Annotated in this window: 13 protein-coding genes and 1 pseudogene; 3 read left to right on the top strand and 11 right to left on the bottom strand. The window is 57.7% G+C overall.

The genetic code is table 11. From position 1 onward, the window contains the following. Positions 1 to 93: 93 nt before the first annotated feature. From recX to AFK67_RS16300, 7 genes are all read right to left on the bottom strand, one after another. Entirely contained in the window at positions 94 to 591 is a 498-nt protein-coding gene (recX, locus tag AFK67_RS16270) for a recombination regulator RecX (RefSeq protein WP_032967596.1), read from the bottom strand. A gap of 57 nt (positions 592 to 648) precedes the next feature. After that, a complete protein-coding gene (gene recA / locus AFK67_RS16275; RefSeq protein ID WP_007730397.1) occupies positions 649 to 1,713 on the bottom strand; it encodes a recombinase RecA in 1,065 nt (354 codons plus the stop codon). An 88-nt stretch (positions 1,714 to 1,801) separates the two neighbouring features. Beyond that, complete coding sequence (gene pncC, locus AFK67_RS16280) at positions 1,802 to 2,299, bottom strand: nicotinamide-nucleotide amidase (protein ID WP_007730400.1); 498 nt, start codon at positions 2,297 to 2,299, stop codon at positions 1,802 to 1,804. 140 nt (positions 2,300 to 2,439) lie between these two features. Next, the gene (mltB, locus tag AFK67_RS16285) at positions 2,440 to 3,522 is read right to left on the bottom strand and encodes a lytic murein transglycosylase B (RefSeq protein ID WP_007730403.1); all 1,083 of its coding nucleotides are present in this window, start codon (positions 3,520 to 3,522) and stop codon (positions 2,440 to 2,442) included. Between the two features lie 115 nt (positions 3,523 to 3,637). Further along, the gene (locus AFK67_RS16290; RefSeq protein ID WP_007730409.1) at positions 3,638 to 4,360 is read right to left on the bottom strand and encodes an amino acid ABC transporter ATP-binding protein; all 723 of its coding nucleotides are present in this window, start codon (positions 4,358 to 4,360) and stop codon (positions 3,638 to 3,640) included. Beyond that, on the bottom strand, positions 4,347 to 5,111 hold the full coding sequence (locus AFK67_RS16295; protein ID WP_032967591.1) for an amino acid ABC transporter permease: 765 nt from the start codon (positions 5,109 to 5,111) through the stop codon (positions 4,347 to 4,349). Before AFK67_RS16295 ends, AFK67_RS16290 begins: the two co-directional genes overlap by 14 nt. A gap of 69 nt (positions 5,112 to 5,180) precedes the next feature. After that, a complete protein-coding gene (locus tag AFK67_RS16300; protein ID WP_007730411.1) occupies positions 5,181 to 5,948 on the bottom strand; it encodes a basic amino acid ABC transporter substrate-binding protein in 768 nt (255 codons plus the stop codon). A gap of 173 nt (positions 5,949 to 6,121) precedes the next feature. Between AFK67_RS16300 and AFK67_RS16305 the strand changes: the two genes are divergently transcribed. Continuing rightward, entirely contained in the window at positions 6,122 to 6,334 is a 213-nt protein-coding gene (locus AFK67_RS16305; RefSeq protein ID WP_032967592.1) for a KTSC domain-containing protein, read from the top strand. A gap of 66 nt (positions 6,335 to 6,400) precedes the next feature. Here AFK67_RS16305 and tcp read toward each other — a convergent pair whose 3' ends face one another. Beyond that, positions 6,401 to 8,068 carry a methyl-accepting chemotaxis citrate transducer gene (gene tcp / locus AFK67_RS16310; RefSeq protein WP_032967597.1) on the bottom strand — a complete coding sequence of 556 codons (1,668 nt, stop codon included), beginning with the start codon at positions 8,066 to 8,068 and terminating at the stop codon, positions 6,401 to 6,403. A 208-nt stretch (positions 8,069 to 8,276) separates the two neighbouring features. Here tcp and AFK67_RS16315 point away from each other — a divergent pair. After that, positions 8,277 to 8,980 (top strand): annotated as a pseudogene (locus AFK67_RS16315) (GNAT family N-acetyltransferase). Positions 8,981 to 9,086: 106 nt separating this feature from the next. Here the strand turns inward: AFK67_RS16315 and AFK67_RS16320 are convergent. Together AFK67_RS16320 and AFK67_RS16325 are read right to left on the bottom strand one after the other, a co-directional pair. Further along, entirely contained in the window at positions 9,087 to 9,452 is a 366-nt protein-coding gene (locus tag AFK67_RS16320) for an STY0301 family protein (RefSeq protein WP_007730423.1), read from the bottom strand. Further along, positions 9,439 to 9,840: a BPSL0067 family protein gene (locus AFK67_RS16325; RefSeq protein WP_007730425.1), complete on the bottom strand. Its 402-nt coding sequence runs from the start codon at positions 9,838 to 9,840 to the stop codon at positions 9,439 to 9,441. Before AFK67_RS16325 ends, AFK67_RS16320 begins: the two co-directional genes overlap by 14 nt. 500 nt (positions 9,841 to 10,340) lie before the next feature. On the opposite strand from AFK67_RS16325, the gene mutS reads away from it, so the two are divergent. Then, the gene (gene mutS / locus AFK67_RS16330; protein WP_007730428.1) at positions 10,341 to 12,902 is read left to right on the top strand and encodes a DNA mismatch repair protein MutS; all 2,562 of its coding nucleotides are present in this window, start codon (positions 10,341 to 10,343) and stop codon (positions 12,900 to 12,902) included. A 164-nt stretch (positions 12,903 to 13,066) separates the two neighbouring features. On the opposite strand, the gene AFK67_RS16335 is transcribed toward mutS, so the two are convergent. Next, positions 13,067 to 13,303: a non-oxidative hydroxyarylic acid decarboxylases subunit D gene (locus AFK67_RS16335; protein ID WP_007730430.1), complete on the bottom strand. Its 237-nt coding sequence runs from the start codon at positions 13,301 to 13,303 to the stop codon at positions 13,067 to 13,069. Position 13,304 lies beyond the last annotated feature (1 nt).

Here is a 13,304-nt window from a genome sequence, read left to right on the forward strand (position 1 = left end):
GCGCAGCAGGCTGCCGCCAGACAAGGCTAAACGGAAAAAAGTGGGAATAAGATAAGTTTTCTTTACAGGGAAGTAAAACCCCGCATGGGGTCATCACTCAAAATTTCGGTAGATCGCCTGGATATCTTCCATGTAATAGCCGCGATACAGCAAAAAGCGCTGCACTTTCGCTTTTTCGGGGAAGGTGCGCGGCAGCGGCGCGCCAAATTTGCGCTCGGCCTGCTCGCGAGCCTGGGTTTCCCAGTCAACGTCACAGGCGGCAAAGGCCGCGTCGCACGACGGTCGCGAAATGCCCTTTTGCTGCAACTCCTGGCGGATACGCTGCGGACCGTAACCTTTGCGGCCCCGGCTCGCGATATAGCGTTCGGCAAAACGATCGTCATCCAGATAGCGCTGCTCATGGCACCAGACGATGACTTTTTCGATATCTTCGGGGGTGGCTTGCGTCTGCTCATCTTCGCTTTTGCCCGGCAGTACGGCGCCAAGCTTGCGTCTGAGCTCTTGTTCGCTGTGGTCACGCATGGCGAGAATTCGCATCGCGCGGTCAAGGAGTCGGGAATAGGCAGAACGGCGGGGAGTAGCGTCAGTCATAGGCGTGAACAGTGGGGGCGACAGAAAAAGTAAGGGCTGCATCAGCAGCCCTTGAGATTAAAACTCTTCGTTGTTTTCTGCAACGCCGTCGTCATTGTCGTCGACGGTGAAGTCAGGCGTAGAGTCCTGATTGTTGAGCAGCATTTCGCGCAGCTTCTTCTCAATTTCGTCAGCCATCGGCTTGTTCTCTTTGAGGAAGTTGGTCGCGTTTGCTTTACCCTGACCGATCTTCTCGCCGTTGTAGCTGTACCAGGCGCCCGCTTTTTCAATCAGCTTGTGCTTCACGCCCAGGTCAACCAGCTCGCCGTAGAAGTTGATGCCTTCACCGTAGAGGATCTGGAATTCAGCTTGTTTAAACGGCGCAGCGACTTTGTTTTTCACCACTTTCACGCGGGTTTCGCTACCCACCACCTCTTCGCCCTCTTTCACCGCGCCGATACGGCGGATGTCGAGACGCACGGAAGCGTAGAATTTCAGCGCGTTACCACCGGTGGTGGTTTCCGGGTTACCAAACATCACACCAATCTTCATACGGATCTGGTTGATGAAGATAAGCAGCGTGTTGGAGTTTTTCAGGTTACCGGCCAGCTTACGCATCGCCTGGCTCATCATACGCGCCGCGAGGCCCATGTGAGAGTCACCGATTTCGCCTTCGATTTCCGCTTTCGGCGTCAGGGCCGCTACGGAGTCGACAACCAGCACGTCTACCGCGCCAGAGCGCGCCAGCGCGTCACAGATTTCCAGCGCCTGCTCGCCGGTATCCGGCTGGGAGCAGAGCAGATTGTCGATGTCTACGCCAAGCTTACGGGCGTAAACCGGGTCGAGCGCGTGTTCTGCGTCGATAAACGCACAGGTTTTACCGGCGCGCTGCGCCGCGGCAATAACCTGCAGCGTCAGCGTGGTTTTACCTGAAGATTCCGGGCCGTAGATTTCCACGATACGCCCCATCGGCAGACCGCCCGCTCCCAGCGCGATGTCCAGGGAGAGAGAGCCGGTGGAGATCGTTTCCACATCCATGGTGCGATCTTCACCCAGACGCATGATGGAGCCTTTGCCGAATTGCTTCTCAATCTGGCCGAGTGCTGCCGCCAACGCCTTCTGCTTGTTTTCGTCGATAGCCATTTTTACTCCTGTCATGCAGGGTGAGCCCAATTGCGCCACGCTGCGAATATGTTTCGTTGGTGCAATTATACTGTATGAGCATACAGTATCAAGTCTTTTGTATAAAATGTTGCCACAGGGTTTGCAGTGCAAACGCGGTTGCCTGGCGGCGTACGGAATCGCGATTACCATCAAAGCGTTGCACTCGCGCCTCCACCCTTCCCTGGTTGTCGGCGAAGCCAAACCAGACGGTGCCGACGGGCTTATCTGCGCTGCCGCCGTCCGGCCCTGCGATGCCGCTGACGGAAACCGCGTAAGACGCCGCTGCTGCGTTCAGCGCGCCCTGCGCCATTTGCCTCACGACCGGTTCGCTGACCGCTCCGTGCGCGGCGAGCGTCGCGCCATCGACGCCGATAAGTTGTTCTTTGGCCTCATTACTGTAGGTCACGAAGCCGCGTTCAAACCAGGCGGAACTGCCGGCGATGTCGGTAATGACTTTCGCCACCCACCCGCCGGTGCAGGACTCCGCCGTCGTCACGGTCGCGCCCTGCGCCTTCAGCGCAGCGCCAAGCTGCTGACTTAACTGCATTAATTCGTTATCTGTCATGACGGCTCCGATTGTAAACGTAACCCCAGGCATCCCACAGCGATTTTTCAGCGTTGCAGGCAGTTACATCGGGTTATACGAGGCGAATTCAAGGTTTGCGGCACGGTTTATTTCCCCGCCCGTGCAGGCGGGGAAACGGTTTACTGAACCCTGGCGAGCGCGACCGCCTGGCCGAGCTGCCAGACTGCCATCGCGTAATGCGTGCTGTGGTTATAGCGCGTAATGGCGTAGAAGTTCGGCAGCCCGTACCAGTACTGGTAGCTGCTGCCGATATCGAGCCGCAGCAGGCTCGCTTCGGTGTGGTTGCCCAGCGGCTGCTGCGGCGTTAAGCCCGCCGCCGCCAGCTGGCCGACGCTGTATTTGGTTTTAAAACCGTTCTCCAGTTGCGGCGCCTGGCCGTTCGCCGGGACGGCCACGAGGTCGCCCTTCGTCCAGCCATGCTGCTGGAAGTAGTGCGCGACGCTGCCGATGGCGTCTTCCGGGTCCCACAGGTTGATATGCCCGTCGCCGTTGAAGTCCACCGCATATTCTTTATAGGAGGACGGCATAAACTGGCCGTAGCCCATCGCCCCTGCAAACGAGCCTTTCAGCGCCAGCGGATCGTCGCCTTCATCGCGCGACATCAGCAGGAACGTCTCCAGTTCGGCGGCGAAGTACTCCGCACGGCGCGGGTAGTTAAAGGCGAGCGTCGCCAGCGCGTCGATGATGCGGGTTTTGCCCATCACGCGGCCCCAGCGGGTCTCCACGCCGATAATCCCAACCACAATCTCCGGCGGCACGCCATAGACCTGCCAGGCGCGGTTTAGCGCGTCCTGATACTGATTCCAGAACGCCACGCCGTTTTGCACGTTGTCCGGGGTAATGAATTTACTGCGATAGCGCAGCCAGGCGCCGTTCGGCCCCGGCGCAGGCTGGGTGGTCGGCGCCTGCCGGTCCATCAGGCGCAGCACGTAATCGAGCCGTTTTGCCTGCGAGATAACTTCCTGCAGCTGCTGGCGGTTAAACCCGTGCTTGCTGACCATCATATTGATGAAGTTTTCCGCCGCCGGGTTACCGGTGAAATCACCCGCGGGCAGCAGCATGTCGTGCTGCGGCTGGAGCAGGAAACCGCCCTGGCTTGCGCCTGCGGTCTGGGTGGCGGTGGGTTGAGACTTGGGCTTGCTGCTGCAGGCGGCAAGCGCCATCATCAGCGGCAACACGGCGACATAGCGACGCTTTAACATGAGATATCCATATGGCTGTTCAGAACGAATGGCAGTAATGGTAGATCATCCTGTGCCGGGCGAGGAAGCGCGACCGAGCGGCGCAGGCGAGAAATCTCGTCGCCTGCGCGCGAGCTTAGAGGACTTTGCTGAGAAAAGCCGCGGTGCGCGGGTTTTGCGGGGCGGTAAAAAGCTGTGCGGGCGGGCCTTCTTCCTGGATAACGCCGCCGTCGATAAAAATTACGCGGTCGGCCACTTCGCGGGCGAAACCCATCTCATGCGTGACGATAACCATCGTCATGCCCTCTTCGGCGAGCGTTTTCATGACCGTCAGCACTTCGCCGACCAGTTCAGGATCCAGCGCCGAGGTTGGCTCATCAAAAAGCATGACGGAAGGATTCATCGCCAGCGCGCGGGCAATCGCCACGCGCTGCTGCTGGCCGCCGGAGAGGCTCGCAGGCCACGCGTCGCGTTTATCGCTCAGGCCCACTTTGGCGAGCAGCCCTTCAGCGAGCGTCACCGCCTGCGCGCGCGTCAGGCCCTTGAGGCTCATCGGCGCCATAATGAGGTTTTCCAGCACCGTCATATGCGGGAAGAGATTAAAGCGCTGGAACACCATGCCGACCCCTGCGCGCAGCAGGTTGACGTTGGCGTTCCGGTCATGGACGGCGAAACCGTTGACGGTTATCTCGCCCGCTTCTGCGGTTTCCAGCGCGTTAAGGCAGCGCAGGAACGTGCTTTTCCCGGAGCCGGATGGCCCAATCACACAGACCACTTCCTCTGGTTTTATGTCGCAACTGATGCCGCGCAGAACGTGGCTTGCGCCGAAATGCTTGTGCAGATTATTAACGTGAATCACTTTTACCGAACCTCTTTTCCAGCCGCGCCACCAGTTGCGATAGCAGGAACGTAATCACCCAGTAGACCAGCGAGATGGTCAGGTAGGGCTCCCAGTAAGTCGCATACGCCCCGGATACGGTACGCGCCGCGTAGGCCAGATCGGCAAGCCCGATGGCGGACGCGAGCGAGGAATCTTTGACGATGGCGATAGCATTGTTGCCAAGCGGCGGCAGAATGCGGCGAAACGCCTGCGGCAGAATAACGTTGCGCATGGTTTTCCACCACGGCATGCCGAGTGCCCGCGAGGCCTCCATCTGTCCACGGTCAATGGACTGAATGCCCGCGCGGAAAATCTCAGACACATACGCGCCCGCGTTAAGCGTAATCGCCACAATGCACGAGAGAAACGCGCCGTAGTCGGAGCGCAGCATCCGGGCGAACTCGCTGGTCATCAGTCCGCTCTCCACCAGCCAGCCGTCACGTGGGTTGATGAACAGCGGCACCAGCGCGAAATGCACCACCATTATCTGTACGAACAGCGGCGTACCGCGAAACGCGCTCACATAAAAGCGCACCGGAAACTGCACCAGATAGCGCAGCACATATTTCCAGGGCCCGTGTTCCGCGTGCGCCATGCGCCCGAGACCGAGCGTCAGGCCCCACAGCGTGCCGAGTATCACGCAGATGATGGTGCATTTGATGGTCATCCAGGCGCCCTGCATAAAGAGCGGGCCATACTCCTGGATTATCTCCCAATGAAATCCTGCCATGTCCATTTCCGAAAAAGAGGCGGCTGACGCACTGGGTCAGCCGCTAAAAGAACAAACCGAAAGGCGTGATTACTGCGCAGGCAGCGTCGGCACGTTGTCGTCAAACCACGCCTTGTAGATTTTCGCATAAGTGCCGTCAGCAACGATTTTCGCAAGCCCGGCGTTGATTTTATCGCGCAGTTCGTCATTGCCTTTGGCGACCGCGATGCCGAAATACTGGCGTTCAAATTTCGCGTCCGGCACCAGCTTAAACTGCTTTTCCGGGTGCTGTTTGATGTAGTACTTCACCACGCCCACGTCGCCCACGGCGGCGCTGACGCCATCTTCAAACAGCTCCTGCAACATCAGCGGCGTATTGTCGAAGCGCTTGATGGCCGTGTTATTTTTGCCGAGCGTGTCAGAGACCACGATATCGCCGGTGCTGGAGTTCACCACGCCGACTTTTTCATCTTTCAGCGCGGCAAGCGAGGTCACTTTCGAATCTGCCGGGACGACGATGGACTGCTCCGCCGGGAAATACGGTTTTGAGAAATCGACCATCTGCTTGCGTTTATCCGTGATGGTGATACCGGAGATAATAATGTCGCGATCGCCGGAGCCGAGCGTGGCGAAAATGCCTTCCCACGGCGTATTCACCAGCTTCACGTTAAAGTTTTCCGCTTTGGCGATGGCCTTGATAATGTCGATATCAAAGCCTTCCAGCTGCTTCTGGCTGTTTTCAAATTCAAAAGGACGATAGGTGCCGCCCGCGCCGACAACGTAGGTTTCCTGCGCCGCGAAAGCGCTGCCCGCAAGGGCTGCCATTAACACACCGGCTTTAAGCAAAGATTTGATCACGTCTGCAACCCTCATTTTTATGCACTCAATATGAATAAAAATACATAGATCAATCAGAGTGCGCAACAAGAATATATTCTCAGCATGCCGCGTCGCCCCGCCACTTCTGGTAGTCAAGCGCAGCGGTAAAGCCGCCGATAACAGCTCAATGGCTTTAAAAGCAAGGGGCTGAAATGAAAAGACATCCAGTACAGTCGAGAACGTTCAAAAGCGCAGGTTACGATCCCACCTGTTCAATAATGGAAATTGAGTATGCCAACGGGCGCGTGGAGCAGTTTCTCGGCGTACCGGCGAAAACCTGGCAAACCTTTCTGATGAGCAACGAGAAAGAGAGCTGGTTTAACAACAACATCAAGAGCAGTTTTTTTAAAGTCTCGATCAGTTGATGTGAAAATAAAGGCATAAAAAAAGCGTGGCGAGCCACGCTTTTTTATTGTCGGCAATGCCGCTAATCAGAAAGTTTCCCAGTTATCGCCGCCCGCAGGCGCGGCAAGCGCGGGTTTCGCTGTCTCAACGCGGGCAAGCGGCGCGGCGCCACTCGTCTTCGGCGCGCTGACCAGGCCGCGCGAGACCTTAAAGGCCGCCACAGCCTGACGCAGCTGCTCCGCCTGATCTTCGAGCGCCGCCGCCGCCGCCGCCGATTCCTGCACCAGCGCGGCGTTCTGCTGCGTGACGCTGTCCATCTGCGATACCGCAAGGCTCACCTGTTCAATGCCACGACTCTGTTCATCCGACGCCGAGGCGATTTCGCCCATGATATCGGTCACACGCGTAACCGCCTGGACAATCTCTTTCATCGTGTCGCCCGCTTCCTGCACCTGCCCGGAGCCGGTATCGACGCGATTAACGGAGTTTTCGATAAGCGCTTTGATCTCTTTCGCCGCGTTGGCGCTGCGGCTGGCGAGCGTGCGAACCTCACCCGCCACCACCGCGAAGCCGCGGCCCTGTTCGCCAGCCCGCGCCGCTTCCACGGCGGCGTTCAGCGCCAGGATGTTGGTCTGGAAGGCGATGCTGTCGATAACGCTGGTGATATGTGCAATCTGCTGCGAGCTTTCGGCGATGGACTTCATGGTCTGCACCACATTCTCCACCACGCGTCCGCCTTTATCGGCCGTTTCCGACGCGTTTTTCGCAAGCTGCGACGCCTGACGCGCGTTATCGCTGTTCTGTTTCACGGTTGCGGTCAGCTGCTCCATGCTGGCGGCGGTTTCTTCCAGCGAAGCGGCCTGCTGTTCGGTACGTGCGGAGAGATCGTTACTGCCAGCGGAGATTTCGCCCGCGCCGGTGTAGATCGATTCCGAACTGTCGCGCACGGCGGTCACGGTGCCTGCCAGCGCCTGCTGCATCTCCTGAAGCGAAGCGGCAAGCTGCCCCATTTCGTTGCGTCCTTCCGCCACGATCGGGCGCGTTAAATCGCCGCCTGCGATCGCGCGGATATGCTCCATCGCCTCACGCAGCGGCCCCAGCAGCAGATGGCGTAACCCCTGCCAGATGGTGGCAATGGCCAGCACAACGATGATGGCGATAACGCCGAGCGTCCAGAGCATGCCGGTAAAGCTCTGCTGGTTTTCCTGCGCGGCGGCCTGCAGCAGCGTGGTGTTCTGCGCACGCCACGTGGTGTAAACCTCTTCCATTTCGTCCTGCGCTTTCTGGGCGTCGAGATTGCCGTAAGCTTCGTAATTATTCGCGCCGAGATAGCCGATAGACGACTGCAGGATGTCGTGCAGCGCCTGATATTTATCCGCTATCTGGTTGGCCGTGGCGTCGTCCTGACCTGCCAGACGCGGCGAGGCGTTATAGAGCGCAAAATGCTTTTCCGCTTTGCCAAGCGAGGTGGACGCCGTCGCCAGCAGCTTGTTGATAGCAGCAAGCGACGCCGGATCGCGCTGGTTTTTCAGAAAGCGGATCGCCACCCGGTTTACCGTGACGCGGGTTTTTACCAGGGTCTGAAAACTGTCGCCGAGCTGTTCCTGCTGGAAGTTAAGTAAATTCGCATTCTGGAAATTATTACGGTCATTATTGACCGCCGAATAAAAAAGGCTGCCGGTAACCATCTGGAGCAGTGTAAAGGTCAGCAGGATAATAATAATCCCGCTAACCACTTTTATATTTTTAATCATCATTAACCATCCCGTAAACGAAGCGCTATTGTGAAAGGGTTATCGGAATGAAATGCGCAAACTTTATCCACCCCGCCGAAATATGCGAGCGCCGCCATGATTTAAAACAAAAAGATAAACGCTGGCGTTTTTTGGCCGATAGTAAAGGTAACCCTTTCACCATGCGATGCGCCCCTGAACGTCCCCCACCGGGTTTTAAGGAGGCAATATGAAAGAGCTCAACAGTTTCGGTCAGTATGTCGGCCAGCCCGTGGCGGACTGGAAACCGCGCGAACTGCCGCATAAAAAAATTTTCGCCGGCCACTTCTGCCATCTTGAGCCTGCCAGCGTGCGTCACGCGCTGGCGCTGTTCCATGCCTGGCACAGCATCGACGACACGCGCGACTGGACGTATCTCACCGACGAACGCCCCCGACGCTAAAAGCCTGCGAAGACTATTTGCGCCGTCTGGAAGCCTCGACCGACGCCTGGTATTTCACGGTACTGGAGAATATCAGCGGCCAGCCGACCGGCACGCTGTGCCTGATGAACGTCGATAAAACCCACGGCGTTATCGAAATCGGTAACGTGAACTGGTCGCCGTCGATGAAAAGAACCAATTATGGCACCGAGGCGATTTATTTATTACTGACGCATCTTTTTGATGAATTAAAATACCGGCGCTGCGAATGGAAAACTGACGAGCTGAATACGCCGGCGATTCAGGCCGCGCAACGTCTCGGGTTTATTTATGAAGGCACGTTCCGCGAATGTCAGGTACGTAAAGGGCGTAACAGTAATGTGAACTGGTATTCGATTGTCGAAGCCGAATGGCCGCATCACGCCAGAGCGCTGCGCGCCTGGCTGCGCCCTGAAAACTTTAATGAGCGCGGGCGACAGATTAAACATCTGGAGGAGTTTAAAGATAAATAACGTCAACCGGCGAGAACAGTAAATTCTCAGGCGTCTGCGCTATTGCTGTCAGATTAAACCGGCAGTGTTATTTTTATTCACGGATAACACTGCCTGTTAATACGCTTTATTCGCAGGCCGCAATCACCTTGCTGTGCTTGTCATAAGCGACAGAGCATTTTTTGGCGGTTGCCGGAACTACCAGCTCAACGGTCTGCTTCGTGTTCTTATAGCGGCATATAAAATAGAGCGAGGTTTTATGCTCTTTGGCCTCATCCTGATAATCAGGCAATGTCCACACCGTCTCCCGGTCGTTATCCGGCATCAGATCCACTAACTCTTTCGGCGGCCCGACGAACAGGCTGGCATCGTTTAAGGCATGGGTTTTATCCTGTGCGGTCGGGTAGGACGGGCACATCGTTGGCGTCGCCTGAGCGCCGCTCACGGATAAAAACAGCCCTGCGCTCAGCAGCAGCGTTTTACTCCACAACATAGTAGTTATCTCCGTTGTTTTCCGCGCGAGGCGCTTTGTGAAAACGGATGGTGCGTTTGCTGACCGTATGCGGCGTCGCGACACGTTCACCCGTAGGCAAGGTTTTGTGCGTCATCCACTGGTCCAGCACCTGGATCCCGGAGGCGTCCTGGCCAAGATAAATCGCCGCGTGGGAGCGCCCGTCGGTGTGGTTGCCATAGCGACCATCCGCATCAAAGGTGGCAATTGCCGTACCAGGCGCAATCTCCGTATTGCCTTTTACCAACGCGCCCCGTTTCCATGCAACGGTACGCGGCATATTCGCCGCTTTTTGCGTGAACGCCACACACTGACCATTACCTACTGACTTGCCCACATACGCTGACGGCGTGCTTGCGATATATGCCATGAATTAACATCCATCCATAAAGTTAAGTGGGGCCATTCTGCCTCTAATGTAAAGTTATGCAAATGGAGGATTAGCGCTGCGCTTAAATTAAGATAATTCCTGGCGATCGCCGTGATTTCTACCCGTTTATCAGCCGGTTAGCGGTAACGCGAGCGATGCTGACTGCGCTGCTTATCACCGAGGCGGCCAGGCTTACCGTGAGTGGCTCCGGCGTTCTTTTCTTCACTCGTCTCCTCCTTTCTTTCGCTTTCAACCACACGGGCGTTCCCTTTTGTTTTCCTGCCAAAAAGAGTCCGTTATCATGCTCCCTGCGTTTTCGAAAAACGAAATGACGTTGGCGCTGTAACTATCCCGTCTGACAGGCAACTGACTGACAAGTAATCCGTTAACCTGCGTTTTACGCAGGATTTCATCCGCCGCAATGAGACGACGTGACACTCGACGATAATAACTAACATCACTAACTCATTAAAATTTAAGCAAATGGACATCACAAAACGATGAGCACAAGCGAAACCTTTGACGCCCACACGCCAATGATGCAGCAGTATCTGAAGCTCAAGGCGCAGCACCCTGACATTCTGCTGTTCTACCGCATGGGCGATTTTTACGAACTCTTTTATGACGATGCGAAGCGCGCGTCCCAGCTGCTGGATATTTCTCTGACCAAACGCGGCGCCTCGGCGGGCGAGCCTATCCCGATGGCGGGCGTGCCGCATCACGCCGTGGAAAACTATCTGGCGAAGCTGGTGAATCTTGGCGAATCGGTCGCGATTTGCGAACAGATTGGCGACCCGGCCACGTCAAAAGGCCCGGTCGAGCGCAAAGTAGTGCGCATCGTAACGCCCGGCACCATCAGCGACGAAGCGCTGTTACAGGAGCGTCAGGACAACCTGCTGGCGGCTATCTGGCAGGACGCCAAAGGCTTCGGCTACGCGACGCTTGATATTAGCTCCGGGCGCTTTCGCTTAACCGAGCCGCAGGACAGAGAAACGATGGCCGCGGAGCTGCAGCGCACCAACCCGGCGGAGCTGCTGTATGCGGAAGATTTCGCTGAGATGTCGCTGATTGAGGGCCGTCGCGGCCTGCGCCGTCGCCCGCTCTGGGAGTATGAGCTCGATACCGCGCGCCAGCAGCTTAACCTGCAATTCGGCACGCGCGATCTCGTGGGCTTCGGCGTCGAAAACGCGCCGCGCGGCCTGTGCGCCGCCGGTTGCCTGTTGCAGTACGTGAAAGACACGCAGCGCACCAGCCTGCCGCATATCCGCTCGATTACGATGGAGCGCCAGCAGGACGGCATCATTATGGATGCCGCCACGCGCCGCAATCTGGAAATTACCCAGAATCTGGCAGGCGGTGTGGATAACACGCTGGCGTCAGTGCTGGACTGCACCGTCACGCCGATGGGCAGCCGCATGTTAAAACGCTGGCTGCATATGCCGGTGCGCGATACGAACGTGCTGCGTAACCGCCAGCAGGCTATCGCGGCGCTGATGGAATACAGCGCCGACATTCAGCCGGTGCTGCGCCAGGTGGGCGACCTTGAGCGTATTCTGGCGCGTCTCGCGCTGCGAACCGCCCGCCCTCGCGATTTAGCGCGTATGCGTCACGCCTTCCAGCAACTGCCGACGCTCAGTACGCTGCTTGCCGATATTGACGCCGATTATGTGCAAACCCTGCGCGGGCAGATGGGCGACTTCGCCGAACTCAGAGACCTGCTGGAGCGCGCGATCATTGAAGCGCCGCCGGTACTGGTACGCGACGGCGGCGTCATTGCGCCTGGCTATCACGAAGAGCTCGACGAATGGCGGGCGCTCGCCGACGGCGCGACCGATTACCTCGACCGGCTGGAAATACGCGAGCGCGAAAAGCTCGGCATCGACACGCTCAAAGTGGGTTTTAACGCGGTACACGGCTATTTCATCCAGGTCAGCCGCGGGCAGAGTCACATGGTGCCTATCCACTACGTGCGCCGCCAGACGCTGAAAAACGCCGAACGCTACATTATTCCTGAGCTGAAAGAGTACGAAGACAAGGTCCTGACCTCGAAAGGCAAGGCGCTGGCGCTGGAAAAACAGCTCTACGACGAGCTGTTCGACCTGTTGCTGCCGCACCTCGCAGAGCTGCAGAAAAGCGCCGCGGCGCTGGCGGAACTGGACGTGCTGGCGAACCTCGCCGAGCGCGCCGACACGCTGAACTACCACTGCCCGACCCTCACCGACAAGCCGGGCATTCGCCTGGTGGAAGGCCGTCACCCGGTGGTGGAGCGCGTGCTGAACGAGCCGTTTATCGCCAACCCGCTCTCGTTAAGCCCGCAGCGCCGGATGTTGATTATCACCGGTCCGAACATGGGTGGTAAAAGTACCTATATGCGCCAGACGGCGCTGATTGTGCTGATGGCGTATATCGGGAGCTTTGTACCTGCAGAAGAAGCGGAAATCGGCCCGATCGACAGGATCTTTACCCGCGTGGGCGCGGCGGACGATCTGGCGTCCGGTCGCTCGACGTTTATGGTGGAGATGACCGAAACCGCCAATATTCTGCATAACGCCACCGAGCACAGTCTGGTGCTGATGGATGAAATCGGGCGCGGGACGTCAACCTATGACGGGCTGTCGCTCGCCTGGGCGTGCGCCGAGAGCCTCGCCAACCGCATTAAAGCGCTGACGCTGTTCGCCACGCACTATTTTGAGCTGACCCAGTTGCCGGAGAAAATGGAAGGCGTCGCGAACGTGCATCTGGATGCCATTGAGCATGGCGATACGATTGCCTTTATGCACAGCGTACAGGACGGCGCGGCGAGCAAGAGTTATGGCCTCGCGGTCGCGGCGCTGGCGGGCGTGCCGAAAGAGGTGATTAAGCGCGCGCGCCAGAAGCTGCGCGAGCTGGAGAGCCTTTCTGGCAATGCGGCGGCGACACAGGTGGACGGCACCCAGATGTCGCTATTATCTGCCGCGGAAGAGACCAGTCCGGCGGTTGAGGCACTGGAAAATCTTGACCCGGATTCGCTTTCGCCGCGTCAGGCGCTGGAGTGGATTTATCGGTTAAAAAGCCTCGTGTAACGCAACGGCGGGTAGCGCTGCGCTCCCCGCCCTGCCTTCTACATCACCTCTGTTAATACCTGTAGGGCGGGTTAAGCGCAGCGCCCCCACCGTTCCCCAGTAATATTACGCATACCGGCTTTTCACCCTCTTCCCTGCGGGAAGAGGTCAGGCTGAGGCGTATATTACCGCTTATCCTCTGAGAGCAGCGGCGGCACGGTCGGCACTTCCGGCGCGTTATCGATATCCGCCTGCGTCATCCGGAACGCCTCGGGATAATGCTCGCGGCTGGTGCGGCGCAGCGGCTCGGTGTCGCGCCAGGTGTACAGACAATGCTGGCACTGATACACCGTCCAGACGCCTTTTACCGGCGACGTCGCCATAATTTCGATGGTTTCATCGGCACAACGTGGACAAATCATC

It is taken from the genome of Cronobacter dublinensis subsp. dublinensis LMG 23823 (assembly GCF_001277235.1).
GTDB lineage: Bacteria > Pseudomonadota > Gammaproteobacteria > Enterobacterales > Enterobacteriaceae > Cronobacter > Cronobacter dublinensis.

Excerpts from the sequence above, each read along its gene's own strand:
- recX (WP_032967596.1), bottom strand. The coding sequence starts at position 591 with ATGACTGACGCTACTCCCCGCCGTTCTGCCTATTCCCGACTCCTTGAC.
- recA (WP_007730397.1), bottom strand. The coding sequence starts at position 1,713 with ATGGCTATCGACGAAAACAAGCAGAAGGCGTTGGCGGCAGCACTCGGC.
- pncC (WP_007730400.1), bottom strand. The coding sequence starts at position 2,299 with ATGACAGATAACGAATTAATGCAGTTAAGTCAGCAGCTTGGCGCTGCG.
- mltB (WP_007730403.1), bottom strand. The coding sequence starts at position 3,522 with ATGTTAAAGCGTCGCTATGTCGCCGTGTTGCCGCTGATGATGGCGCTT.
- AFK67_RS16295 (WP_032967591.1), bottom strand. The coding sequence starts at position 5,111 with ATGGCAGGATTTCATTGGGAGATAATCCAGGAGTATGGCCCGCTCTTT.
- AFK67_RS16305 (WP_032967592.1), top strand. The coding sequence starts at position 6,122 with ATGAAAAGACATCCAGTACAGTCGAGAACGTTCAAAAGCGCAGGTTAC.
- tcp (WP_032967597.1), bottom strand. The coding sequence starts at position 8,068 with ATGATTAAAAATATAAAAGTGGTTAGCGGGATTATTATTATCCTGCTG.
- AFK67_RS16320 (WP_007730423.1), bottom strand. The coding sequence starts at position 9,452 with ATGTTGTGGAGTAAAACGCTGCTGCTGAGCGCAGGGCTGTTTTTATCC.
- AFK67_RS16325 (WP_007730425.1), bottom strand. The coding sequence starts at position 9,840 with ATGGCATATATCGCAAGCACGCCGTCAGCGTATGTGGGCAAGTCAGTA.
- mutS (WP_007730428.1), top strand. The coding sequence starts at position 10,341 with ATGAGCACAAGCGAAACCTTTGACGCCCACACGCCAATGATGCAGCAG.
- AFK67_RS16335 (WP_007730430.1), bottom strand. The coding sequence starts at position 13,303 with ATGATTTGTCCACGTTGTGCCGATGAAACCATCGAAATTATGGCGACG.